This is a genomic window from Mesorhizobium loti R88b (genome assembly GCF_013170845.1).
In the GTDB taxonomy this organism is placed as follows: Bacteria; Pseudomonadota; Alphaproteobacteria; order Rhizobiales; family Rhizobiaceae; genus Mesorhizobium; species Mesorhizobium loti_B.
Genome location: NZ_CP033367.1, coordinates 7117435 through 7142422, shown reverse-complemented (window position 1 = coordinate 7142422; position 24988 = coordinate 7117435). Strand labels below are relative to the sequence as shown.

General features: G+C 62.1%; 23 protein-coding genes, 1 tRNA gene and 1 riboswitch. Of the genes, 8 read left to right on the top strand and 16 right to left on the bottom strand.

From position 1 onward, the window contains the following. Window positions 1-27: 27 nt before the first annotated feature. Window positions 28-105, bottom strand: a riboswitch (SAM riboswitch). A gap of 139 nt (window positions 106-244) precedes the next feature. Beyond that, window positions 245-1339: a 2'-deoxycytidine 5'-triphosphate deaminase gene (locus EB235_RS34275; RefSeq protein WP_027033060.1), complete on the top strand. Its 1095-nt coding sequence runs from the start codon at window positions 245-247 to the stop codon at window positions 1337-1339. 43 nt (window positions 1340-1382) lie between these two features. Here EB235_RS34275 and araD1 read toward each other — a convergent pair whose 3' ends face one another. From araD1 to chvE, 4 genes are all read right to left on the bottom strand, one after another. After that, on the bottom strand, window positions 1383-2375 hold the full coding sequence (gene araD1 / locus EB235_RS34270) for an AraD1 family protein (RefSeq protein ID WP_027033061.1): 993 nt from the start codon (window positions 2373-2375) through the stop codon (window positions 1383-1385). Window positions 2376-2576: 201 nt separating this feature from the next. Beyond that, window positions 2577-3863, bottom strand: coding sequence for a multiple monosaccharide ABC transporter permease (gene mmsB, locus EB235_RS34265; protein ID WP_027033062.1), 1287 nt, complete (start codon window positions 3861-3863; stop codon window positions 2577-2579). Continuing rightward, window positions 3860-5392, bottom strand: coding sequence for a multiple monosaccharide ABC transporter ATP-binding protein (gene mmsA / locus EB235_RS34260; RefSeq protein ID WP_027033063.1), 1533 nt, complete (start codon window positions 5390-5392; stop codon window positions 3860-3862). The genes mmsB and mmsA overlap by 4 nt, the downstream gene beginning before the upstream one ends. Window positions 5393-5594: 202 nt before the next feature. Next, entirely contained in the window at window positions 5595-6665 is a 1071-nt protein-coding gene (gene chvE, locus EB235_RS34255; protein WP_027033064.1) for a multiple monosaccharide ABC transporter substrate-binding protein, read from the bottom strand. 311 nt (window positions 6666-6976) lie between these two features. On the opposite strand from chvE, the gene EB235_RS34250 reads away from it, so the two are divergent. The 3 genes from EB235_RS34250 to EB235_RS34240 all read left to right on the top strand — a co-directional run bounded on the left by EB235_RS34250 (window position 6977) and on the right by EB235_RS34240 (window position 9470). Further along, the gene (locus EB235_RS34250; RefSeq protein ID WP_027033065.1) at window positions 6977-7966 is read left to right on the top strand and encodes a LysR family transcriptional regulator; all 990 of its coding nucleotides are present in this window, start codon (window positions 6977-6979) and stop codon (window positions 7964-7966) included. Window positions 7967-8072: 106 nt separating this feature from the next. Next, window positions 8073-8414, top strand: a complete 342-nt coding sequence (locus EB235_RS34245; protein WP_080680925.1) for a hypothetical protein — start codon at window positions 8073-8075, stop codon at window positions 8412-8414. Between the two features lie 294 nt (window positions 8415-8708). After that, window positions 8709-9470 carry a Stf0 family sulfotransferase gene (locus EB235_RS34240; RefSeq protein WP_027033067.1) on the top strand — a complete coding sequence of 254 codons (762 nt, stop codon included), beginning with the start codon at window positions 8709-8711 and terminating at the stop codon, window positions 9468-9470. A 156-nt stretch (window positions 9471-9626) separates the two neighbouring features. Here EB235_RS34240 and EB235_RS34235 read toward each other — a convergent pair. From EB235_RS34235 to EB235_RS34195, 9 genes are all read right to left on the bottom strand, one after another. Beyond that, window positions 9627-9700: transfer RNA gene (locus EB235_RS34235), tRNA-Gly, on the bottom strand. A gap of 96 nt (window positions 9701-9796) precedes the next feature. Beyond that, window positions 9797-11683 (bottom strand): acyltransferase family protein, encoded by a 1887-nt coding sequence (locus EB235_RS34230; RefSeq protein WP_027033068.1) that lies wholly within the window; start codon window positions 11681-11683, stop codon window positions 9797-9799. 211 nt (window positions 11684-11894) lie between these two features. Next, window positions 11895-13385, bottom strand: a complete 1491-nt coding sequence (locus tag EB235_RS34225; protein WP_027033069.1) for a hypothetical protein — start codon at window positions 13383-13385, stop codon at window positions 11895-11897. Then, a complete protein-coding gene (locus tag EB235_RS34220; protein ID WP_245268887.1) occupies window positions 13382-13831 on the bottom strand; it encodes a GtrA family protein in 450 nt (149 codons plus the stop codon). Before EB235_RS34220 ends, EB235_RS34225 begins: the two co-directional genes overlap by 4 nt. A gap of 74 nt (window positions 13832-13905) precedes the next feature. Then, the gene (locus tag EB235_RS34215) at window positions 13906-14943 is read right to left on the bottom strand and encodes a glycosyltransferase family 2 protein (protein ID WP_027033070.1); all 1038 of its coding nucleotides are present in this window, start codon (window positions 14941-14943) and stop codon (window positions 13906-13908) included. 126 nt (window positions 14944-15069) lie between these two features. Next, complete coding sequence (locus tag EB235_RS34210) at window positions 15070-16449, bottom strand: sensor histidine kinase (RefSeq protein WP_245268888.1); 1380 nt, start codon at window positions 16447-16449, stop codon at window positions 15070-15072. Between the two features lie 44 nt (window positions 16450-16493). After that, the gene (locus EB235_RS34205; protein ID WP_027033072.1) at window positions 16494-17168 is read right to left on the bottom strand and encodes a response regulator transcription factor; all 675 of its coding nucleotides are present in this window, start codon (window positions 17166-17168) and stop codon (window positions 16494-16496) included. Between the two features lie 43 nt (window positions 17169-17211). Then, on the bottom strand, window positions 17212-17562 hold the full coding sequence (locus EB235_RS34200) for a hypothetical protein (protein ID WP_032926693.1): 351 nt from the start codon (window positions 17560-17562) through the stop codon (window positions 17212-17214). A 224-nt stretch (window positions 17563-17786) separates the two neighbouring features. Next, window positions 17787-18404, bottom strand: coding sequence for an outer membrane protein (locus tag EB235_RS34195; RefSeq protein ID WP_027033074.1), 618 nt, complete (start codon window positions 18402-18404; stop codon window positions 17787-17789). A 460-nt stretch (window positions 18405-18864) separates the two neighbouring features. Here EB235_RS34195 and EB235_RS34190 point away from each other — a divergent pair, with 460 nt between their 5' ends. From EB235_RS34190 to EB235_RS34180, 3 genes are all read left to right on the top strand, one after another. Next, on the top strand, window positions 18865-19803 hold the full coding sequence (locus tag EB235_RS34190; RefSeq protein WP_027033075.1) for a hypothetical protein: 939 nt from the start codon (window positions 18865-18867) through the stop codon (window positions 19801-19803). A 5-nt stretch (window positions 19804-19808) separates the two neighbouring features. After that, window positions 19809-20642 (top strand): galactosyltransferase Lgt5, encoded by an 834-nt coding sequence (locus tag EB235_RS34185; RefSeq protein WP_155256462.1) that lies wholly within the window; start codon window positions 19809-19811, stop codon window positions 20640-20642. 138 nt (window positions 20643-20780) lie between these two features. After that, window positions 20781-21044 carry a DUF6460 domain-containing protein gene (locus EB235_RS34180; RefSeq protein ID WP_027033076.1) on the top strand — a complete coding sequence of 88 codons (264 nt, stop codon included), beginning with the start codon at window positions 20781-20783 and terminating at the stop codon, window positions 21042-21044. A 4-nt stretch (window positions 21045-21048) separates the two neighbouring features. Here the strand turns inward: EB235_RS34180 and EB235_RS34175 are convergent, their stop codons facing one another. Continuing rightward, window positions 21049-21951 (bottom strand): histone deacetylase family protein, encoded by a 903-nt coding sequence (locus tag EB235_RS34175; RefSeq protein WP_027033077.1) that lies wholly within the window; start codon window positions 21949-21951, stop codon window positions 21049-21051. 133 nt (window positions 21952-22084) lie between these two features. Here EB235_RS34175 and EB235_RS34170 point away from each other — a divergent pair, with 133 nt between their 5' ends. Continuing rightward, window positions 22085-23425 carry an MATE family efflux transporter gene (locus tag EB235_RS34170; RefSeq protein WP_027033078.1) on the top strand — a complete coding sequence of 447 codons (1341 nt, stop codon included), beginning with the start codon at window positions 22085-22087 and terminating at the stop codon, window positions 23423-23425. Here EB235_RS34170 and EB235_RS34165 read toward each other — a convergent pair. Both EB235_RS34165 and EB235_RS34160 read right to left on the bottom strand, forming a co-directional pair. After that, window positions 23418-24497, bottom strand: a complete 1080-nt coding sequence (locus EB235_RS34165) for a quinone-dependent dihydroorotate dehydrogenase (protein WP_027033079.1) — start codon at window positions 24495-24497, stop codon at window positions 23418-23420. The two genes, EB235_RS34170 and EB235_RS34165, sit on opposite strands and share 8 nt — an antisense overlap. Next, window positions 24494-24844: a DUF952 domain-containing protein gene (locus EB235_RS34160; RefSeq protein WP_027033080.1), complete on the bottom strand. Its 351-nt coding sequence runs from the start codon at window positions 24842-24844 to the stop codon at window positions 24494-24496. The genes EB235_RS34165 and EB235_RS34160 overlap by 4 nt, the downstream gene beginning before the upstream one ends. Window positions 24845-24988: the final 144 nt, after the last annotated feature.

Genomic DNA, 24988 nt, shown 5'->3' with positions numbered 1-24988 from the left:
CCGCGAAAGTCGCAACCGGTCCATACGGCCTTGCGGCCAACGGTCCTTTAGCGACTTGTTTAACGTGGCTGCAAGCCGACCGGCCAAATCACCACGGGATAACGACCCTTTAGACCCGTCCCACGCTTGCGTCAATTGCCGGCTTGATTAAGAGGTTTGTACCAAGCAGGTTCCGCAAAACTCTTCCACGGTTTTGCGGCGAGAATCTGCGGCAAGAAAATCGTCTGGGCTAAGGAGCGAAGCCTTGCGGCAGACAGGCATTCTTCCCGATCAGGACATTTCCGCGCTGTTCCAGTCCGGCGCGCTGAAGTCGTCGCGCGCGCTCGACACCGACCAGATCCAGCCGGCCAGCCTTGATCTCAGGCTCGGCGATAAGGCCTGGCGGGTGCGGGCTTCCTTTCTGCCCGGCCCCAACCACAAGGTCTCGGAAAAGCTCGACCGGCTGAAGCTTCACGAGATCAATCTTGCCGACGGCGCGGTGCTGGAAACCGGCTGCGTCTACATCGTTCCGCTGCTCGAAAGCTTGGCATTGCCGGCAGAGATTTCGGCCTCGGCCAATCCGAAGAGCTCGACCGGGCGCCTCGACATCTTCACCCGCGTCATGACCGACCGCGGCCACGAGTTCGACAAGATAGCCGCCGGCTACAACGGTCCGCTCTACCTGGAAGTCAGCCCGCGTACCTTCCCGATCGTCGTTCGCACCGGGTCGCGCCTGTCGCAGATCCGCTTTCGCACCGGCAACGCGCTGCTCTCGGAAGCTGAACTGCACGACTTGCACCGCGCCGAAATGTTGGTTGCCACCGAGCCACCGAACATTTCCGGCGGCGGCATCGCGCTGTCGATCGACCTCAATGGCGACAGTGACGGGCTGGTCGGCTATCGCGGCAAGCATCACACCGGCCTTGTCGATGTCGACAAACGCGCGGCGCAGGACGTCGTCGATTTCTGGGAGCCGATCCACAAGAGCGGTGCCGGCGAACTGGTGCTCGATCCCGACGAATTCTACATCCTCGTCAGCCAGGAGGCGGTGCATGTACCGCCGCTCTACGCCGCCGAGATGACGCCGTTCGATCCGCTGGTCGGCGAATTCCGCGTCCACTATGCCGGCTTCTTCGATCCGGGCTTCGGCCATTCGGCGTCCGGCGGTACCGGCAGCCGGGCGGTGCTCGAAGTGCGCAGCCACGAAGTGCCGTTCATCCTCGATCATGGCCAGATCGTTGGCCGGCTGGTCTACGAGCACATGCTGAAGCGGCCGCAGGCGCTCTACGGCACCGATCTCGGCTCCAATTACCAGGCGCAGGGCCTGAAACTCTCCAAGCATTTCCGCGCAGCGCGCTGAGGCCGAAACTGCCGATCTCCCCCTCGTGGGGGAGATCACCGACTCAAAGCGCCTTCACGGCCACCTTCACCGGCTTTTCGATCTCGAGCGGGTTGCGCAGCGGCAGGCCGAAATCCCCGGCCTCGATCTCGAACACGTCGCCGGCCTCGGTCTTGATGCCGTCGGCGAAGGACAGCGTCGCTGTGCCGAACATGTGCACATGCACGTCGCCCGGCTGACGGAACGCCGAATATTTGAAGTGATGATGTTCGAGATTGGCGATGGTGTGCGACATGTTCGCTTCGCCCGACAGGAACGGCTTTTCCCAAAGTGTCTCGCCGTCGCGCAGGATGCGCGACGTGCCCCTGATATCGGAAGGCAGGTCGCCGATCAGGATCTCTGGCCCGAACGAGGCATTGCGCAGCTTGGAGTGGGCGAGAAAGAGATAGTTCACCCGCTCGGTCACATGGTCCGAAAATTCGTTCGACAGCGTGAAGCCGACACGGAAGGGGGCGCCGTCGTCGCCGATGACATAGATGCCGGCCACCTCTGGCTCCTCGCCGGCGTCCTTGGCGAAGGCCGGTGACAGGAGTGCAGCACCCGGCGCCACGGCCATCGTGCCATTGCCCTTGTAGAACCATTCCGGCTGCACGCCGACCTGGCCTTTGGCAGGCTTGCCGCCTTCGAGGCCCATGCGGAACATCTTCATGGAATCGGTGAGTTGCTCCTCGCCATCGGTGCTCAGCTTCTTGTGCATGGAATCGCGCGTCGCCGCCGAACCGAGATGCGTCAAGCCGGTGCCGGTGAGATGCAGATGCGCCGGATCGGGATGATTGATCGGCGACAACAGCCGCCCCTTCTTGTAGGCAGCATCGAGATCGACCGTCTCGCCAAGTCCCTTGCGCTCGATCAGCGCGGCAAGGCCGACGCCGGTGCGGGCAGCCTCCATGGCCAGCGAATAGACGCTGCGGGCGCCGTTGATGATGCGGGTCTTGCCGCCGCTGCGGGCAACGACACGAATGGTGTCGGCGTCGTCGAGAATCTGCGAGATCAGCATGGTCAGTCCTCTCTCATGTGTCTTGGCCCGGTTGCCTCTTGGCAAACCCTGACCTGCGCGGCTCGGACCTCGCCGCGCCACGGGTTGAACTCTTCGTCCGGATTGCGCTCGCGGGCTTGATCCCCCGGGGGACCTCTTGATGCCGACAACTTGCCGGCAGCGCCGCGATCGTATGCCTCCTGCTTGCCTCGCCTAAGCCTGTCAGGCCTTGTTCTTGTTGTAGACGTCGAAGATCACGGCGCCGAGCAGAACCAGGCCTTTGACCACCTGCTGCCAATCGACATTGACGCCCATGATCGACATGCCGTTGTTCATCACGCCCATGATGAAGCCGCCGACCACCGCGCCGATGACCTGGCCGACGCCGCCCATCGCCGAGGCGCCGCCGATGAAGACAGCGGCGATGACATCGAGCTCCGAGCCCAAACCCGCCGCCGGAACGGCTTGGCCGAGGCGCGCCGCGATGATCAGACCGCCTAGCGCCGACAGCACGCCCATATTGATGAACACCAGCAGCGTCAGCCGTTCGGTGTTGATGCCCGACAGTTGCGCCGCCTTGGGGTTGCCGCCCATCGCGTAGATGCGGCGGCCGATGGTCATGCGCTTGGTGACGAAGACGAACAGCGAGATCAGCACGCCCATCACGAGCAGCACCACCGGCAGGCCCCGGTAGCTGGCGAACTCATAGACCAGGAACAGCGCCAGCGCGCTGGCGACCAGCGTCTTGATGACGAACAGCGGGAAGGGCTCGGCCTCATAGCCATGGCGCTCGCGCTTGCGCCGGGTGCGCAGCCCGAAATAGGCATAGGCCACCACGGCGATCAGACCCAGCACGATCGTCGTCATATGCAGCGTCAGGCCGCTGCCCATGATGGTCTTGCCGGCGGCATTCACCGTCGGCGGGATCAGCGTCAGCGGGCCGATCACATCCGGGATGAAGCCGGAGCTGAGCATTTTGAAGTCGTCTGGAAGCGGACCGACGGAGGATCCGCCGCCCAGCAACGCCTGGCAGATGCCGCGGAAGATCAGCATGCCGGCCAGCGTCACGATGAAGCTCGGTATCCGGTGATAAGCGATCCAGTAGCCTTGCGCCGCGCCGATCAGGCCGCCCACGACCAGGCAGACAATGGAAACGACCAGCGGATTGCTGAGTGGTCCGAGCTGCCAGATGACCATCATGTTAGCCGCCAGCGCGCCGATGAAACCGGCAACCGATCCGACGCTGAGGTCGATATAGCCGGAGACGATCACCAGCAGCATGCCCAGCGCCATCACGATGATGAAGGAGTTCTGCTGCACCAGGTTGCTGAGGTTGACCGGCTTGAACAGCGTTCCCGACGTGGTGAACTGGAAGAACAGCATGATGACGATCAGTGCAATGATCAGACCGTATTCGCGCAGGTTCGTCGTCAGCGCCGAGACGGCGATGCGTGGACGCTGTTCGTCGGTGACGTTGCCTTGCGGGGCGGGGGCGCTCTCGGTGCTCATGCTGCTTTTCCTTCTCCCCGAACGATGGCGCGCATTATTTTTTCCTGGCTTGCGTCCGCCGCCGGCATTTCGCCGACGATACGGCCTTCGTTCATGACGTAGATGCGGTCGGTGATGCCGAGGAGTTCCGGCATTTCCGACGAGATGACCACGATCGCTTTACCCTCCGAGGCGAGGCGCGCGATGATCGTATAGATTTCGTATTTGGCGCCGACATCGATGCCGCGTGTCGGCTCGTCGAGGATAAGCACTTCCGGATCGGCGAACAGCCATTTCGACAGCACCACCTTCTGCTGGTTGCCGCCCGAAAGATTGCCGGTCAACTGATAGACGCTGGACGCGCGGATATTGGTCTTCTTGCGATAGTCGTTGGCAACGGCGAGCTCGCGCATGTCGTCGATCACGCTGTGGCGAGACACGCCGCCGAGATTGGCCAGCGTGATGTTGTGCTTGATATGGTCGATGAGGTTGAGACCATAGGTCTTGCGGTCCTCCGTCACGTAGGCGATGCCGTGTTGGACCGCCTTGCTCACCGACGAGACATCGACAGGTTTGCCCTTGAGAAGCACCTCGCCGGTGATGCGGCGGCCATAGGAGCGGCCGAACAGGCTCATGGCGAATTCGGTGCGGCCGGCGCCCATCAGTCCGGCAATGCCAACCACCTCGCCCTTGCGCACGTTGATGTTGATACCTTTGATCACCTGCCGCTCGGCATGGATCGGGTGATAGACCGACCAGTTCTTCACTTCGAACACGACCTCGCCGATGTGAGGTTCGCGTGGCGGATAGCGGTCGTCGAGCGAGCGGCCGACCATCGAGGTGATGATGCGGTCTTCCGAAATGTCTTTCTTGGCCAGCGTCTCGATGGTGCGCCCGTCACGGATGACGGTCACCTTGTCGGCGACCCGGTTGATCTCGTTCAGCTTGTGCGAGATCAGGATCGAGGTCATACCCTGGCGCTTGAATTCCAGCAGCAGGTCGAGCAGTGCCTGGCTGTCTTTCTCGCTGAGCGATGCCGTCGGCTCGTCGAGGATCAGCAGCTTGACTTCCTTGCTCAGCGCCTTGGCGATCTCGACCAGCTGCTGCTTGCCGACGCCGATATTGGTGATCAGCGTCTTGGGGTCTTCCTTGAGGCCCACCTTCTTCAACAGCGCAGCAGTGCGCGCCTCGTTGGCGTTCCAGTCGATGACGCCATATGTCGCGTGCTCGTTGCCGAGGAAGATATTTTCGGCGATCGACAGCATCGGCACCAGAGCAAGCTCCTGGTGGATGATGACGATGCCTTTGTGTTCGCTGTCCTGGATGCCCTTGAACTGGCATTCCTGGCCCTGAAAGATGATCTGGCCGTCATAGGTCCCGGAGGGATAGACGCCCGACAGCACCTTCATCAGCGTCGACTTGCCGGCGCCGTTCTCGCCAACCACGGCGTGGATCTCGCCTTCCTCGACGCTGAGGTTGACGTTCGACAGCGCCTTCACACCGGGGAACGTCTTGGTGATGTCGCGCATCTCCAAAATCGTCGTCATCAGGGCAAGCTCCTCCTGTTGCATGTCGCTCAAAAGTGCCTGCGGTTTTGAGACGACGACATGCACGGAAACAAAGACTTAAAGCGCGTCATATGGGTTCCGGTTCGAAGCGGCGCGCTTTAACTCCGGCAGAAACAATACCGGGGTCGCTCGTGAACGGAAAGGGGCCCTGCGTTGCGCAGGACCCCTGTCTTTGTAACCGGGATTACTTCAGGTCTTCGGCCTTGATGTAGCCGGAGTCGACGACCAGCTTCTGGTAGTTCGACTTGTCGACTTCATGCGGCGTCAACAGGATCGAGGGAACGACCTTGACGTCGTTGTTGTAGGTCTTTTCGTCGAGGCCGTCGGGCTTGCCGCCCGAGAGCACCTTGTCGACCAGCTGGACAGTGGCCTTGGCGAGGTCGCGGGTGTCCTTGAACACCGTCGAGTACTGTTCGCCCGTGATGATCAGCTTGACCGAGGCAGTCTCGGCGTCCTGACCGGTGACGATCGGCCAGGGCTGTGCATCCGTGCCGTAACCAACGGCGCGCAGCGAGGCGGTGATGCCGCGCGACAGGCCGTCATAGGGGGACAGAACGCCATCGACGCGGCTGCCGTCCGAGTAGTTGGCCGAGAGCAGATTGTCCATGCGCGCCTGGGCGGTGGCAGCGAGCCAACGCAGCGTGCCGACCTTGTCCATGCCGGTCTGGCCGGACTTGATCTTGATCGAGCCGTTGTCGATCAGCGGCTGCAGGACGGAAATCGCGCCATTGTAGAAGAAGAAGGCGTTGTTGTCGTCGGGCGAGCCGCCGAACAGTTCGACGTTCCAAGGCTTGGTGTTCGGGAAGCGCTCCTTGAGGCCCTTGACCAGCGAATTCGCCTGGATCACGCCGACGCCGAAATTGTCGAAGGTGGTGTAGTAGTCGACATTCTTGGTCTTCTTGATCAGGCGGTCATAGGCGACGACGACGACGCCCGCGTCAGCGGCCTTCTGCAGCGCATCCGACAGAGTGGTGCCGTCGATCGAGGCGATGATCAGCGCCTTCGGCCCCTTGGTGATCTCGTTTTCCAGCTGGCTGAGCTGGTTGGGGATGTCGTCCTGCGCGTACTGCAGGTCGACGGTGTAGCCAAGAGCCTCGAGCTGGGACTTGACGGCGTCGCCGTCATTGATCCAGCGCTGCGAAGTCTTGGTCGGCATCAGCACGCCGACGAGACCCTTGTCGGCTGCGTGTGCCGAGTAGGTCATGGCAGCGATGCCAAGCGCCGCGACTGCGGCCAGTGTCTTGATGATTTTCACATAACTCTCCCTGGTTGATGGACGCGGCACCCCGGGGGTCGCGGGCCGCGCAATCGTGCAGAAGCGCCAAGGCACTGCTGCCGTCATATCGATCTCCGGTATCCTCCCATGGCCCCGAGGCGCTGATTTCAATCGATACGATTTTTATCGTCGTCGATTGTCACGTCTCGAAACGCGCTGAAGTTGCGACCCTTTTGCCATAACTGTCAAATGCGATCTTTGATGGTTGCTATACCGCAGGTGGTATATGTTATGACGGGGTGACGGGTCGCTGGGGATGTCGGCGGGCTGCGAGCAGAGCAGGGAAAGACATGGCAGCGTTGCGGAATCCGGCTGTGGTTTCAAATGGTTACAACGAGACCCCGGGCGACGGCGAAACCTTGCTGCGCAGCGGTCTAAGCCTGCGCCACATGCGCATGATCGCCGCGCTCGACGATCATGGCCGGGTAAGCGCTGCGGCGCAGGTCATGAACATTTCGCAGCCGGCTGCCTCGCGCATGATCGCCGAGATGGAGGCGGTGCTCGAGGTCAAGCTGTGTGAAAGGCTGCCGCGCGGCATCACGCTGACGCCCTACGGCAAGGCGCTGGCAAGGCGTGCACGCTCGATCCTGCTGGAGATGCGCGAGGTCGATCGCGAGATTTCCGAGCTCAAGGCGGGCAAGGGCGGTTCCGTGTTTCTCGGTGCCGTGACGGCGCCTGCGATCGAGCTGGCGGTGCCGGCGATCCGCGAAATCCGCCGCATCTATCCGCGCATCGAGATCACCATGCAGGTCGAGACCTCGAATGTGCTGGCGCGCGAACTGATCGCCACGCGCCACGACTTCATCATTGCGCGCATTCCCGACGATCTCAATCCGCGGCTGTTCGAGTCGCGCGTCATCGGCGTCGAGAAGGCCTGCCTGATCGTGCGCCGCGGCCACCCGCTCACCAGGGGCGACGTGGTGCGGCTGGAAGACACCGCCGCCTATGACTGGGTTTTCCAGTCGGGCGGTTCGCCCTTGCGCCAGGCAATGGAGAGCAATTTCCTGAACCGCAACATCGCGCTGCCGGACCGGATCCTCAACACCAGCTCGCTGCTTCTGACGCTGGTCATGGTCGCACAGTCCGACGCCATCGCGCCGGTATCGGTGCAAGTGGCGAAATTCATCCAGAATCCGGACGGGCTCGCCGGTGCCATCGATGTGGTCCAGACCGAATTCGACATCGAGGTCAGGCCCTACAGCCTGATCACGGTCAGGAATCGCGCGCTGTCGCCGGCCGCGAAGATGCTGCACGATTTCATCCTGCGCGAAGTGGGGTGATGGAACCGGAAGCACGCGCGGGCGTTCATCCCGATCGGCATGCTCGCTGGAGCCCGTTTTGGGCGAGGGAACGAGGTGCCGATGGTCAACAAGTCGGGAGGTTTTGATGGAACGTCGGTTGTTTCTAACTGGACTGCTGGGCGTTGCGGGGGCGGTGGCGTTTGCGGGCGTGGTCGGACCGGGTCGCGCGGTTGCCGGTATTCCCCAGGGCAACGGAATTCTCGACCAACTGGACAAGCCGGATCCGGCTGTCTTCGAAGGCGATGACGCGGTCGAGGTGGAGCAGGTTTCCCATCGTCGCTGGCATCACGGCCATCGTGGCCACTGGCGTCGTCGTCATGGCGGGCGGCGCCGCGGGTGGAGACGGGTGTGCCGCAGTTACTGGCGTCATGGCCGTCGTCATGTCCGCTGCTGGCGTGAACGGGTATGGCTCGGCGTGTGGCTGTGACGAACCGTTGACGAAAGGCCGGCCACCGCTGCGTGGCCGGTGTCGTCTCGCACAGACGCGCAGGGTCCAAGGCTTGCATGTTTTGATCGGTGCCCGACTTGGCACCGATCACCCAACCGTGACGGAATCGTCCGCCCCGCTTGGCCTAAGATTGATTTGACGGAAGTATATTAGGCTTTACTAATCGAATTGCCCGCCAGATAGATGTGTGACCGTACCGAGGGGCCATCAAGGAGCAGAACCATATCCCGTAACACCGGCTACACGTTTGCAGACCAGGGGCAATCGGCACCCATGAAAGGTGTGGCGATACTGACCGAGGCCCGCAGCGGCTCCGAATGGCTTGGCAGCCTGGCAAACAGCACCGGAATATTGGGGCAGTCGGGCGAATGGCTCGACCCCAGCAAGCTGGGATTCAAGCCAAAATCCTTCGACGAACTTCTTTGCGCGGTGATTGATCGCGGCAACACCGCGAATGGCAGGTTCGCTGTAAAAGTGTTTTCGCGGCACCTTGAGACGACGCAGGCGAAGTATGGAGTCGACTTTCTCACCGAATGCATCAGGCGCCATGGCATCGGATTGGTCTTGCTGGAACGGAGAGACCGACTTCGTCAAGCAATTTCTTATTGTCGGGCGAAAGCGTCAGGCCGTTGGCAGAGCACGACGAGCGGTATTGATCCGATCCCGGAGTACGACTTCGCCAGCATCTGCCAAGTCTACTTCCGGATCGAGCAGAGCCATGCCTTCTGGGGTGCTTACCTGCGCATGGCCGATCTGCCCTACGACCATTTTTTCTATGAAGATCTGTTGAGTGACCCCCGTCCGTATGTCGCCTCGTTGGCGCGCCAATTGTCGGTTGAAATGCCGAGCTGCGAGTTCAAGACGAATTTGCGGTTGCAGCGGGACGCCTACACGGAGGAATGGGTTGAGCGGTACCGCAATGACGCGAGGTCGAAGAATCTGCTAGCGTATCTCCCCGAAAAGATGGCGCCGCGCACCATCGACAATCTCGCTCGGTTGCTTCTGAAGAAGCAGATGCGAATTAGTCAACTTTAGAGCGATTCAGCGTTTGATAGGATCGCTGATCCGCTCCAACTCCGGAGGGGCAACCGTTGCGCACTTTCCTGGAATTGCTCCAGGTTGGGAACGAATGATATAAAACGTCGAGGTGGAAAGTTCTCACCATCAGGCGCAATGCCTTTGCGCCTAAACTGGAGCGGGTAGAGGGAATCGAACCCTCGCGTTCAGCTTGGGAAGCTGACAAGCTACCATTACATCATACCCGCGCGTGTCCTCGTTACCATGAGGTTCGGCCTTCGGGCAATCGCAAAGCGGCGATTGAAGCGAGGCTTTCGCGATCGGGCCTGCGCTGGTCCGCGATCTTATTTTGCCTTCGCGACTTTGTTGCTTGCGACAAAGCTTGGCCAATATTTCGAGATGGCGAGCGTCGCGCCCGCGGACGAGAAATGGCCGTAGTCGAAGTAGAGAAATTGCCTGGTACCGGCGTCAGCATAGGAACAGCCGGCCGCGTCGCACAGATAGGCCAACGGGTCGATGAAAGCGGCCCCTTTGGTGAACGGCAGCACCTGCGTGTTGATGTCCGGATCCATGGCCATCGGCCAGGATGTGCTGGCGACATGCTCCCGTCTCGCGAAGAAGGCGATTTTCTGCACGTCGGCGATGAATTCCGGAGACTGGCCGATGACATAGACTTTGACGCCCATGTCGCGCAGCCGGTCGACCGTTTTTTGCAGACCATCGAAGCCCCTGGCCTGGTAGTCGGTCCAGCGGCCGCTCAGGATCACGGCCTGGACGTTGGCATCGCGGATGATCGACAGCGCCCGTTCGTTGAAGCGCGTGCAGGCGGGCCGGGCGTAAGAGAAGTAGCTCAAATTGGGCGGGCAGCCGGCATAGGTATACTGGATGACATTGGCCTGGATCTTTTGGACGTTGGCCTCCAGCCCTGACACATAGTGAGCGGCGAAGGAATCGCCCCAAAGCAGCACATTGGTGGGAAAGCCATGCGTGCGCGTGCAGTCGGCGAGGTTCCAGTCCTCGATCGGGCTCCCGCCTTCGTTGAAACAGACACCGTTGCGCCAGTCACCCACCAATATCCGCTCCGTCGAGAAGTCCGGGAACCGTTGCGGAAAACCCTTGCCGAGCACACCGGCCAGGCCGCCGACACAAAGCAGGGCGATCGCTGTCGCTGAAAAGGCGAAGATGGGCAGTGGGGCGGTGAAGGCCCCCTTCCGGCGGAAGGGCTGCTCGACATACTTCCACGAAAATGTCGCCAGGGCGAAGCTCGCCACCATCATCGCCATGATCATCGGCACGCCGACGGCTTTCAGCGAGAGATAGTGGACGAACGAATTGATCGGCCAGTGGACGAGGTAGAGCGAGTAGGAGATGAGGCCGACCCAGACTAGCGGGGTGAACTGAAGCACGCGCGTCGCGACAGGCACCGGCCTGTCCGGGTGCGGTTGGCCGGCATAGATGAGCAGCGCCGTTCCGATGCAGGGAAACAGCGCATTGTAGCCCGGAAACGGGTCGCTCTCCGAAATCGTCAGAAAGCCGAATGCGATCAGGCCAAAACCGGCCAGGCCGATCAGTTCCGTCAGCGGACGGCTGGCCAGCGCCGGCGGCTTTTTCAGCATCAGCATGGCGCCCAGCGCCAGCTCCCAGATGCGTGTCGGTAGCAGGTAGAAACCGGCGGTCGGCGCCAGCGAAGTAGCCATCACCGCAAGGGCAAAACTGGCGACGGCTATAGGCAGCAATATCGTCAGCCAGCGCTTCGCGGCGTATCGATAGATCAGATACACCAGGATGGGTGCGAAAATATAATACTGCTCCTCCACCGAAAGCGACCAAGTGTGCAGCAATGGCCGCAGTTCCGCGTCGATGGAGAAATAGTTCGTCGTCTTCCAGAAATAGATGTTCGACCAGAAGGTTGAGGCCGCGATCACGCTGAGGCTGAATTCGTGGAGGTCCGACGGCAGCAGGATGAACCAGGCCGCAATACCCGAGAGCAGGATGACGAAGGTCAGTGCCGGCAGGATGCGCCGCGCGCGGCGCCAGTAGAAGCGGCCAATCGAGAATTGGCCGCGTTCGAGATCGTCTAGCAGGCTGCCGCTAATCAGATAGCCCGATATGACGAAGAAGATGTCGACACCGGTGAAGCCGCCGGGAATGGCTGACACGCCGAAATGGAAGAGCACGACGGGCAGCACCGCAACGGCCCGCAGACCATCGATGTCGCGCCTGTAGTTCATCTGGCCGTTCCGCATGGCGCGGCCGGCGGTATTCGCATGCGGCAGCTTGGTGCACTGCTCATGAGGCGGCGTCCTGATACTGTGAAAAATGCCGGTTCGTTGGTCGCACGGGCCCATCCTCTGCCATGCAACTTTGCTGCACTGCAACATTAGTGTCAAGGCAGGAAACTGGAGGTTCGATTGACGAACCCGATTGGTACAGATTTGGAAATCAGGCGCCGGGCAGGTAGATCACTGCATAGTCGTCCGCATAGGCCCGCTTCCAGCCCAGCTCCGCGAAGAAGGGGATGCGGGTGTCGTCTGCTGTAAGAAGTGCCCAGCCGATGGCGTATTTCTTGAGCTGGGCCTCGAGCAGCGGTTTTCCGTCACTGTGGCCTGTCGCTTCATCGGTTTTCGTGAATCCGCCGAGGAACAGCTGGTCCGTCCGTCCGTCGATGTAGGTCTTGATGCCGTGGAAAATCAGCGTGCCGCCGAAATTGTAGGAATTCATCACGTTGCCGGTGAGGTGTTGATCCCTTGCGAAGGCGAGGGCGCCACTGGCGGATGTTTTTGGGCTCGGCGCGACCTGGTAGGTACTGCCGAGGATCGCGACCGAGCCGACCAGCAGCACAGCCATCGCGCCGCATATCGTGTAGAACCGGCTGGCGAAAATCTTTTCCAGCCCGTCACGCTTCTCCGCCAGCCAGGTCGTGGTTGAAAGGGAAGGATATTGCAGTGCGACCTCGACCGCGATCACCAGGGGGATCAACAGGAAGGGCAGATACACGAACCGCAGATGGGCGAGATAGACATGGACGGCGAAGACGATGAACAAGGCCTTGGCCCAGCCGATCCGCGGCCTCGATACCAGCAGCCCGAAAAGCGCCAGCAGCATCGCCGCTTCCTGGAAGAGCTGCTCCTGGGCATTGAACGGCCGCCACTCCAGGATGAGTGGTACCGCCTCGTTGCCATAGGCCACGGTAAGCGTGGCCAGGATGGCCTTCACGCCATAGGGATGCATCAGGCTGACCAGTGGGCAGAGCAGGCCGAATGCGATCCATTTTGCCAGGAGGGTGGGCTTCGACAGGCCCGAGCGCGCCAGCAGATCGAGCCCGGCAAAGCCGGCGATGACGAAGCTCAGCGTGAACGTGGCATGCAGGTTCGCCCACAAAACGACAAGCACCAGCAGCCACAGCGGCGGGGCTCTCTCCTCTTGCGCGGCGCGAAACAGCATTGCCGTCCAGACGACGATGATCGGCAAGGTGAAGACATGGGGGCGCGCCGTATAGATGGGGGCGATCAGGAAGGCGGCGGCGAAGGCCAGCGCTATCGCCAGTATCGGCTTCAGCCATACGCTGAGGAACCATCCCATCAGGAAGACCGTCAGGCCGATCGTGGCGATGATCAGTGTGACGACGCCATTCCAGCCGCCCGCGCTGTAGGCAAGGGCGAGAAGCACTTGCCCCAGCCATTCCTTGGCGATCCAGGGCTGGCCTGCGAAAGTATAGGAGTAGGGATCGGTGGTCGGAAACGTCCCGTTTGCCAGGAAGTCCAGCCCGACCTTCACTTGCCACCAACTGTCCGGGTCCTGCAGAGTGGCGCCGGCAAAGGCGGCGAGCAGATAGGCCACGACGCAGGCGCCGAGAAGGCAGAATATCAGCCTGATGCGTTGCGCGTCCCCGAGCGACGGCGTGGCCGTTGCGAACACGGCGGCCTGGTTCATGTCGCGGCTCCTGGCGACGGCGTCGCCGTCGCGATTGCTGCGGCCTGGGTTCGTGTCGCGTTCGTTGCGGCTACGGCATCATTCGCGCCGCCGACGAAGACGAACCGGGCCGAGCCGAGATAGAAGATGACCGAGTAGAGGCAGTTTCCCGCCAGATGGACGAACGGGTTTTCGATGAAGCCGGCAGACATGGCGGCGACCACGACGCAGAGATTGGCGCTATAGGCGACAACGAAGGTCATAGCGTATCGAACGACCGCGCCACGGCGAAAGCCGCCGGCACGTCCGAACGTCCATTGGCGGTTGAGGAAGAAGCCGAGGGTAAGGCCTGCGGCATAGCCTGCCGCATTGGAAAGGATATCGCCGAGGCCCAGCGCCAGCCCGGCCAGGATCAGCGAATATCCAAGCGCCGTGTTGAGCAGCCCGACGGCGCCAAAGCGCAGCATCCTCGAGACATCAGACGGAAAAGCCGACCGCATCCTGCCCATGCCGTTCCCGTTGCGTCCGGTCGACCTTCGCCTCAGCCACGCGCTGCTCTTTTCGCCATCTCCTGCAGGCGATGGATGGCCAGGTCATTGTCCTTGGTCTGCTGGTCTGTCTGCTCGTCGCGCGAAACGATCTCGTTGACGAAGTAGAGCGGCCGCCGCTTCGTCTCCATATACATGCGGCCGAGATACTCGCCGAAGATGCCGAGCACCAGAAGCTGGACGCTGCCCATGATCAGCATGATCGCGGCAAGGCTCGTCCAGCCAGGCACCACGTTGCCCCTGGACCATTCGATCAGCGTATAGCCAAGCACGACCAATCCAAGCAGGCCGAACATCATCCCCAGCAGCGAGGCAAACCGCAAAGGTACGATCGAAAAGCTGGTCATCGCGTCGACCGCCAGAAGCACCATCTTCTTCAGCGGGTAGTGGGTGGTGCCGGCAAAGCGCCGATGCCTTTCATAGGGGAAGGCGACCTGTTTCAATCCGATCCAGCTGACCATGCCGCGGATGAACCTGTAGCGCTCGGGCATCGCGTTCAGATGGTCGAGCGCACGGCGGCTCATCAGCCGGAAGTCGCCGGAGTCCGGCGCGATTTCGACATCGACCATGCGACCCAGCAACCGGTAGAACATCGAGGCGGAAGCCAGCTTGAACCAGCTTTCGCCGTCGCGTTTCACCCTCTGGCCGTAGACGACATCGAAGCCTTCATCCATCTTCGCCATCATCGCGCCAAGCAGTTCGGGCGGATCCTGGAGATCGGCGTCGAGAATGAGAATGCGCTCGCCGCGGCAGAACTCCAGCCCTGCGGTCAAGGCGATCTGGTGGCCATAGTTGCGGGCAAGGTCGATGGCGACGACATGGTCGTCCTTTTCGGCCAGTTCGAAAATGGCCTCGCGGGTGCCGTCGGTCGCCCCGTCGATGACAAGCACGATCTCGTAGGAAGCGCTTTGCTCAAGGCACACCGCGCTGACGCGTCGATGAAGCTCGGCCACGCCGTCACGCTCGTTGTAGCATGGCACGACGACCGACAGCGTGATTGCACGGTGCGCGCCGATTTTTCCCGTTCCCACCAAAGCCTGGCTCCCGCTCTTGGAATGGCAATAGCGGCAATTGGTTAGAAAACAGATAAGCCAGGGATCGACGCGGGGGTATCGGGCGGCCGGCCGCCATGGGCTAAGCGGCGTCGTCGGCTACCGTCACGAACGGACCGGCAACTCCATGCGGATACGGGCGCCGCGCCATGAGCCGGTCAGTATCCGGATCGTTCCGTCATGCAGCAGCGCGATCTGCCGGGCAAGGTTCAGTCCCAGCCCCGCCCCGCGCGACTGCGGCTGCAAGCGGTAGAAGGGTTCGAAGACATTCTCGCGCTCTTCCGCGGGAATGCCCGGACCCTCGTCGCGCACCTCGATGCCGCCGGTCCCGTCGATGGCGATCGTGATCGTGCCACTGCCGCCGCCATGCTCGATTGCGTTGCGCACGAGGTTGGCGAGCGCGCGCTCGATCTGCAGGACATTGACCTCCACTTGGGCCTTGCCGGGGGGAGGCTCGAAAGCAAGGTCGTAGCCGGCCTCGATAGCCAGCGGGGCGAAGTCGGCGGCGACCCGGCTCACGAGATCGCGGAGATCGACGAGCTGGCGCTGGTCCGTCGGCCGGTCGAGCATCTGATGGTCGAGCAGTTGCTGGGCAAGATGCGACAGGCGCTCGATGTCATGCAGCAGGCGGGCACTCTGCGGCTCCTGCTTCAGCAGCTCGGCGCGCGTGCGCAAGATGGCGATCGGCGTGCGCAGTTCGTGCGCCGCGTCGGTGAGGAAGCGATTATGCCGGTCATAGCCCTGCGCAAGGCGGGCCAGTGCCTCGTTGAAAGCGTGCACCAGCGGCGCGATCTCCTGCGGCACATTCTTGACCGGCAACTGCATCGCGCGGGTGCCGATATCGATGCGCGCGGCCTGGCGGACGGTCTCGACAAGGCCGGCGAAGGACCGGCGCACCACCGCCGGTGTCGTCACCAGGGTCGTCGCTCCCATGACCAGGACAATCGGCAACAGCAGGATGAGGATAATGACCGCGAGCGCCGGCAGTGCCTTCTCCCAGTTCCTGCTGCCGTCGGGATTCCTGGCCACGTCGACAGTGGCCGAAATGCTGAGCTCAAGGCCGTCGGTTTCTCGCGACGACCGCGTCCCGGCGATGATCTGTACCGTGCCGGCCCTGGTCGCGGCCTTTTCGAGATAGGCTTCCGGCCTCAAATCATCTTCGGAAAATCCGATGGTGGCGTGATCGGCTTCGCCCAGCAGGTCGCCAAAATTCCGGGCGTAGACGTCAGGCACATTGCCGAAACGCACGCTCTGGCCGCCGCCGTCACGAACGATGTACCAGACATTGGGGAAGCCCTCGCGAAAGCTGGCAAGCCCCTCAGTCTCATGGACGATCAGTTTGCCGCCGCTGTCACGGCCGACCGCTTCCTTGATGGCGGCAACGGCAGCCTCGTTGTCGATCAAAAGGCGCGGATTTGCGATCCAAAGTGCTGCCGCGCAGAGCACGATGAAGATCAGCAGCGTCGCCGCCTGCAGCAAGATCATCCGGCGAACCAAAATCCATTGCAGCGAGCGCGTGCGCACTTTCTTCACGAGGCCGCCCGCAAGAGATAGCCGAGGTTGCGGATCGCCCGGATCTCGATGCCGGCGGCGACATCGTCGAGCTTGCGACGCAGCCGTGAAACATGCGCATCGAGCGCATTGGAGCCGATCTCGTCGTCCAGTGCGTAGACGGCTTCCTCCAGCGCGCTGCGCATGATGGTGCGGCCCGGCCGGCGGATCAGCGTTTCAAGCACCAGCCTTTCGCGTCGCGGCAGGTCCAGCGCCTGATCCTCGACCAGTGCCTCACGGTGGCGGAAATCATAGGTGAGGCGGCCGACCATGGTCTGGTTGGCGCGCGAGGTGAACGAGCGCCTGTGCAGGGCATGGAGCCGCGCGACCAGCTCCACCGTGGCGAAGGGCTTGACCATGTAGTCGTCGGCGCCGGCATCGAGCCCGGCGACGCGCTCATCCAGCCCGCTCATCGCCGTCAGCGCGATGACAGGCACATCCAGGTGCAAGGCGCGCAGGCGCGGTATCAGGCTGAGACCGTCGCCATCCGGCAGCCGGCGGTCCAGCACCACCGCGTCGTGATAACCCAGACGAGCCATGGCCTCGGCGTCAGCCAACGTCGCGGCATGGTCGACGATGATGTCCAGACGCTCGAGAGCGGCCTTCAGCACGGAGGCCATTTCCGGTTCGTCCTCGATCAACAGGACGCGCATAAATATTCTCCTTTATCCGCGGCCGGTCGGGGTCTCAGGCAATTCATTCGCATTCCAGCTTTGGCTGGCGGAAATTGGTGATGAACCAGCGGCCGCCGGAAGCGCGGGCGTAGAATGTGTAGAAGCATTCCTGACGCTCGATATAGCCGGGCGTTTCGGTCTCTTCATAGACGGTTCCGTGTTTTGTGTGGCGAACCTCACCGCTCGATGTCCCGGAAACCGCTGACGTCGATACTTTGCGCCACTGATAGGCGCGTTCGCCCTGGCCGAGATCGACGATCGCCGTTGGCGGGCCGTAATCCAGGATGACCGATTCGACCGGCTGTCCGACATAGTTCTTCATGATGTCGGAGGCACAGCCCGCGATCGCCAGCGCGATTGCGATGAACACCATCTTCGAGCCCCGTATGAAAAGGCCGGCGTCATGCGTGGTCATAACAGATTCCCATCATGAAAATTCATGCGGGACCTAGATCGCGAAGATTGCATCGACATTGCAACGAAGCGCGCAAACGTGGGTCCGCTGCGGAAAAAGCCGGCCGTCTCTGGCGCTGGCGCACAGTGAAACGCTGATTGCGCGATGCCCCGGCGGGAATCGCGCAATCCAGTTCGCCCGCTCTAGAAGCGGTAGTTGATACCAGCCTTCAGCTCATGGCTGCCGATCGTCGTCTTGGACGTGCCAAGCGCCGATGTCGTCTCGACGCCCGGGGTGCGGACATAGTCGTACTCGACCTTGGCCGACAGCCCGCCGGCAAAGCCCTGTTCGATGCCGGCGCCGAGGAGATAGCCGACTTTCCATCCGTCGGCGCTGCTGACATTGTCGCCCTTGTCGAACTTGGTCAGCGCAACACCGCCAGTTCCAAACAGCAGCGTCTGGTCGAAGCTGACGCCTGCCTTGGCCTTGGCGGCACCGCGCCATTTCTCCTTGATCTTGCCGCCGCGGACATCGTGTTCAGCGCCGCCCAGATACGAGCCCTCGATCTCGGCACCGAGAACGGCAGGACCCATCTGCTCGTTGTAGCCGGCCTGAACGCCGCCGCTGAAGCCGTTTCGATCGGCGAACGGATTGGGCATCTTGGTGAACGCCGTGCCGCCATGGACGCCCACATAGGCGCCGCTCCACTGGAAGGCGGGGGGATCATTGTAGGTCGGTGAAAGGTCGGCGGCCATCGCCGGCCCGAGAAGGCACACAGCGAGGGTAGCCGCCGTCAGGACGATCTTTGCTTGAGAGGACACGAGCATTACTCCAACACAAACGCGCATCCGGCAAATCGGTACGCAGGTTAATTTCCGGGAGCTTGGCCGTTGGGGCGGTCGGGCTCCGTTTCGGTGTCTTTCAGGGATGGCTACACTGTCCTGAACTGGCGTTCGCCAGTTGCGGGTAGGGGGTCAGGGCGCCGCGCAACCAGTCACCTGAAAGACGGCTGATGTCTCGCAGGTGAAAATTGCACGCACATTGCGCGAAATTCGAAAATGACGATTTTGTGCTTTATTTTCAATAAATTAAAACGATCTTGTTTACCTATATTTAAGAATTGCGGGCCTTCGTAAGCCTAGAATTTCGATCACTTGTTCGAGATGAACAGTCCCTCCAGTTGCTCGACTCCCATGCGGCAGCGTACAAAATCCGTGGGCAACTGGCCTCCGGCCGGAGGCTTAGGTTTGCTGTGCCCAGGGCAATTCGGGGGAATTTGCTTTGCGGATCATCTATTTCCATTCGGACACGCATCCGTATGACAAGGCGATCTACCCGGGTGTAGGCCCGGCCTTCGCCAGGCCGTTGTCGTGGGAGGCCCGGCCGATCAGCCAGATCGGCCAAGGCGATTGCGAGGTCGCTATCGTCGACAATCGTCTCGAACCCGGCGATGTCGAGCGGTTGAAACAGCATCTGGCGGTTCCGGCGAGCCGCCGGCCGCTGCTCTTCTTCCGGGTCAGCGATCCGGACATGCCGGAGACGGCCAATCCCTGTGTCAGGTTCATCTTCGATTGCGCTGACCATCCCGGCGTCCACTATGCCACGACCTACGATCCCGAGGGACCCTTCCTGGCCTTCGTGACGACGCTGAAAGTCTCTCGCGTCGTCCACTTGCCGTATCCCTACGATTCCTCGCGAGAGGTCGAGGTCCGCCTGGCTGGCCGCCGCCGCAAGATCTTCCTGTCGGGCAGCAATTCCAAAACCCTGTATCCATTGCGCTATGCTCTGCGCCGCAAGCGCTCCCGGTTTCCCTGGTTGCGACCGTTCCTCTTCGACCTCAAGCATCCCGGATATCCGGAGGATGGAAAACCGCCGCGTCACGACATCACGCATGCGCGCTTTGTCAGCCTTGCCTCGCAATTCACCCATTTCTTCCTTTGCGGGACGCTTCATAATGTCGAGCTGATGAAACATGTCGAATGCGCCTATGCCGGCTGTGTGCCGGTTGGCGTGCCCGCAACCTCGCTTAAGGCGACCACGGGGCCGTATTTTCGACCCTACACCGCGCGCTGGCTCGACCTTGCCAGGGATGTTTTCCAGCCAATGCCGGTGCTTGAGGAACGGGCGGCGGGCTACAGGGCCGTGATGCGTGAGCTGAGATCGCCCGCCAGGATCATCCGTGATCTGACAGCCGAGATCAGGGGCATCGAGCGCCGGTGATCAGCATGGGCCGGGAGCATCCAGAAGCACGGCCGGACGATGCCATCGAGCCCGTTGTCAACGCCGTCTGGATCGGCGCGTCCCTGGATGATCTTCATGCAGCCTGCCTGCGCTCCTTCGTGCTGGCGGGGCACCGGATGGTTCTCCATTGCTATGACATCCCACGCAATATTCCGCCCGGTGTGGAAACCGTCGATGCCTCGAAACTGATGTCGAGGGACAGGATCGTCTACTACAAGTCGAATGGAAGCCCGTCGCTCTTTTCCAATCTTTACCGCTTGAAGATCCTGGAGGCCGGGTTGGGCCTGTATGTCGACTGCGACGTCTTTTGCATCAGGCCAATCCCGAAGCAGGACTATATTTTCGGCTACCAGACGAGCGACGAGCTTAATGGCGCCGTGCTGAAATTGCCTGCTGGCAGCAAAACACTGTCCGAGATGCTGAAGATCACAGAGGATCCCTATTACATCTTGCCGTGGCTCAACCGCTCAAAGGTTCGGCGTCACAGGATCCGCAAGTTGATCGGCCTGCCGATCCATATCTCCAACTACGGCTGGGGCAAGCTGGGTCCGGAGGCAATCACCTACTTTGCCCGCGAGGCAGGTACGCTTCATCACGCCGCGCCGATCGACGTCTTCTACCCGGTCAGCCATCATCAGGTCGCCTTGCTGGTCGATCCGCATCTCTCGCTTGCCGATATCGGAACGCCGCGCACCCTGTGCATCCATTTGTTCGATCATGCGCTCAGCCGGTGGATGAAGGGCCGTGCCATTCCGGCGAGTTCGCCGATCGGCCAGATGCTGGAGCATTGCGGACTTCCCCAGGCTGCCGGGATGTAGCTGCAACCGCTGGATCGACGCACCGTGCCGCGTGCCTGGAACCGCTTGGCTTGATGGATCGCCACCAAGCACGTATCTCTGGGCCGTGCCCTTGAGTCTGAACACTTGAGTCTGGGCACCTGAATCTGGAGACAGGCCTTGTCCGCACTGACACGCTTTCTCGGCGACTCGCCGCTCAGGGTGATCCTGAAGCTGCTGGTGGTGTCGTTCCTCGTCGGCCTCGTCATGCATGCCTTCGGCTGGTCGCCGTGGGATGTGTTCTATGCGATCCAGAAATTCTTCATGGACCTTTGGAACCTGGGCTTCCACGCCATCGATCGTTTCCTCGGCTATATCCTGCTTGGTGCCGCGATCGTTGTCCCCGCCTTCATCCTGCTGAGACTTGCCAACTACCGAAAGTGATCTCTCAGGCGTAGTTCGAGGCGACCTCGAACAGGATGGCGTGGCGCGCGGCAAGGGCGGGCACGTCAGTGGAATAGCCGCCGCCGATGACGCCGCAGACGGGAATGCCGATCGCGCGGAAATGATCGATCACCATCGTATCGCGGCCACGCAGCCCGTCATTGGAAAGCGCCAGCCTGCCGAGCCGGTCCTGCGCATGGACGTCGACGCCGGCATTGTAGAAGACGATATCCCAGCGCGCTTTGACGGATAGCTCGGGCAGGATGGCGGCGAGCCTTTCGAGATAGGCGGCATCGCCCGTGCCGTCGGGCAATGCAATGTCGAGATCGGAGGCGATCTTGCGCACGGGGTAGTTGCGGTCGCCATGCATGGAAAAGGTGAACACGCGCGGATCACCGGCGAGGATACCCGCCGTGCCGTCGCCTTGGTGCACGTCGAGATCGACGACCAGGATGTTTTGCGCCGCACCCTCTTCGAGCAGCACCAGCGAGGCGACGGCGACATCGTTGAAGGTGCAGAAGCCGGCACCTTGCGCGCGCCGCGCATGATGGCTGCCGCCGGCGGTGTTGCAGGCAATGCCGTGGCGCAAGGCCAGCCGCGCCGCCAGCACCGTGCCGCCGGTGGCAAGCTGCGCGCGCAGCGAAACGCGGGGTCCGACCGGAAAGCCGATCTCGCGTTCGATCTTTTCAGGCACGCAACAACTGATGACCTGATCGACATAGTCGGCCGCATGGGCAAGCTTCAGCCATGAGGCCGGCGCCGGTTCGGCTGTGTTGAGCGCATTGGCTCCGGCCAGGCCGCGTGCGCGCAAGGCCTCCATCAGCAGCGGATACTTGCTCATCGGGAAGCGATGGTTGGTGGCGAAGCCGGCGTCGTAGTCGGGGTGGTGGACGATCTGCAGGGGCATGAACAGGATCCGGCGGCTTCGCGCCAGACCGGGATTTCGGTTGGCCGTCACGGGAAGAATGATTGCGCGGTGCCCGGAAAATGGGGCACATCGGCTCCTCGATCAAGCAGCAAATCAGCAAGGCAGCAATCCCTTGGACAAGGGTGCAACCCCAGCCGACGCCAGATCTTTTGTCGTCACCAACCGTTCCGTGCTCGCCATAGCGGTGCCGATGACGCTCGCCTATCTGACGACGCCGATGCTTGGCCTGGTCGACACGGCTGTGATCGGCCAGTTTGGCGACGCCGCCTTGCTCGGCGGCCTGGCGGCGGGTGCGTTGATCTTTGACGTCGTCTTCGCCAGCTTCAACTTCCTGCGCTCCGGCACCACCGGTCTCGTCGCCCAGGCTTTCGGGCGTGGCGATGCGCTTGAGGAGCAGGCCGTGTTCTGGCGCGCCGTGCTCATTGCCATTGTCGCCGGCGTCGTGCTGGCGGCGCTTTCGCCACTGATCGCCGTCGGTGGCGAGTGGTTCATGGACGCCGGACCGCACGTCAGCGAGGCGATGGGCATCTACATCAAGATCAGGCTGCTTGCCGCACCCTTCTCGCTGATCAACTATGCCATCCTCGGCTATGTCCTTGGGCGCGGCGAGGGCGGGCTCGGCCTCGTGCTGCAGCTGGTGCTCAACGGCATCAACATCGCGCTCTGCTTCCTGCTTGGCCTGAAGCTCGGCTGGGGCGTTGCCGGCGTCGCCTGGGCGACCGTCACTGGCGAGTTCCTGGCCATGCTGCTTGGCCTGGCTATCGTAATCCGTCGCTTCCGCGCAACGCCAGCCTTGCCACGCCATCGGCTACTCGACATATCAGCCTTCCTGCACATGCTGTCGCTCAACCGCGACATCATGATCCGCTCGTTCTCGCTGCTCGCCGCCTTCGCGCTGTTCACGCGCCAGGGCGCGCAGTTCGGCACGGTGACGCTGGCCGCCAATGCGGTCTTGATGAATTTCTTCCTCGTCGCCGGCTATTTCCTCGATGGTTTTGCCACTGCCGCCGAGCAGCTCGTCGGCCGGGCCATCGGCGCGCGCGCCGAGCATCCCTTCCGTCAGGCGGTGCGGCTGACCCTGTTCTGGGGCTTTGGACTGGCCGGCGCCGCAACGCTGGTGCTGCTCGTGGCCGGTGCCAATCTGGTCGCCGTCGTCACGACCTCGCAGGAGGTGCGCTCGGTCGCCGACATGTATTTGCCCTGGGCGGCGTTCACCGCGCTCAGCGGCGTGCTGGCGTTCCAGATGGATGGTGTCTTCATCGGCGCGACCTGGTCGCGTGACATGCGAAACATGATGCTGCTGTCGTTCCTGGCCTTCGCAGCCGCATTGTTGACGCTTGCGCCGGCCTTCGGCAATCACGGCCTGTGGGCGGCGCTGCACGTTTTCCTGCTGGTGCGCGGCTTCAGCCTGCTGGCGATTCTGCGGCTGCGGATGCGCACGGCGTTCAGCTGAGTGGCTTCGACGCCCACTGGTCAAGACGGCTGTCGCGCAGTTCGCGAATTGACTTCAGCCGTTCCGTCTCGGCAAACCGCGCCATCCCGGCGACGATCCGGCCCGGCAGCGCCGGTCCGGCATAGATCATGCTGGTGTAGAGCTGGACGAGATCCGCACCCGCACGGATCTTCTCCAGCGCGGTCTCGGCGGAATCGACGCCGCCGACGCCGATGATGGCCATATCCGGGCCGAGCAGCTTGCGCATCTTGGCCAGCACGATGGTCGAGCGTTTGAACAGCGGTTTTCCCGAAAGCCCGCCGGTCTCTCCGGCGGCGCCGGTGCTGCGCAATGCCGGCCGCGAGATGGTGGTGTTGGAGACGATGACGCCGTCAATCCGTTTTTCAACGACCTCGGCGGCGATGTCCTCCAACTCGGCCTCGACCAGGTCCGGTGCGATCTTGAGAAAGATGGGCGGTTGAACTGTTGCGGCGGCCCGCGCGGCCATGACCCGCGACAGGAGTTCGCCGAGCTGCTCGCGCGCCTGCATGTTGCGCAGGCCGGGCGTGTTGGGCGAGGAGATGTTCACGGTCAGGTAGCTTGCATAAGCAGCAAAAAGGGTAACGCCGCGCTCATAGTCGCCGATGCGGTCAGCACTGTCCTTGTTGGCGCCGATGTTGACGCCGACAATACCAGGGCGCCCCTTGCGGGCGGCAAGGCGTTTTTCGGCTGCGGCATGGCCTTCATTGTTGAAGCCCAGCCGGTTGATCACTGCCTCGTCCGCCGTCAGCCGGAAGATGCGCGGCTTCGGATTGCCGGCCTGCGGCAGCGGCGTGACCGTACCGACCTCGGCGAAACCAAAGCCGAGGCCAAGTAGCGCGTCGGGCACTTCGGCGTTCTTGTCATAGCCGGCCGCCATGCCAAGCGGGTTGGGGAAATCGATCCCGCAAAGGCTGACCTTCAGCCTGATGTCGCGCACCGTCCGCGCGCCGACCGGCAGGCCGCAGCGCAGCGCAGCGATCGACATGCCATGCGCGGTTTCCGGATCGAAGGTGAACAGCAGTTTTTGGCCGAGCCGGTCGAGCACGCTCATTGCCCCTCCAGCGCCGGGAACTGGTGCACGCCGTCGGCGCCAAGCGGCAGCGGCTTGACCCACGATACCGCTTTCAGCTCCAGCACGCCGTAAAGATGCGGAAACAGCGCGCCGCCGCGCGACACCTCGTATTTCAGGGCGTCGCCCAGGCTGGCGCCGTCGATGGCAACCAGCAAAAGGTCGCCCTGGCCGGAAAAATGCTTTGCCGCCGTTTCCCGGGCCTGCGCCGCCGTCGAGAAATGGATGAAGCCGTCGGCGATGTCGATCGGCGCGCCGGTGAAGCGGCCCTTGGTTTCGGCCTCGCGCCAAAGCGCTTGCGGGGTTATCTTGTAGATAAACTGAGACATGTTTGCGCTATAGAGCAATTCCAGGAAAAGTGTGAAACGGTTTTCCGTCCGGAATTGCGTCAAAAAGATTCCGAACCAGTCGTGCGGGAAAGGCCATGCCAAGGGTCTTCCCCATTTCCGGCGCAAACATGCGATATTTCAGGC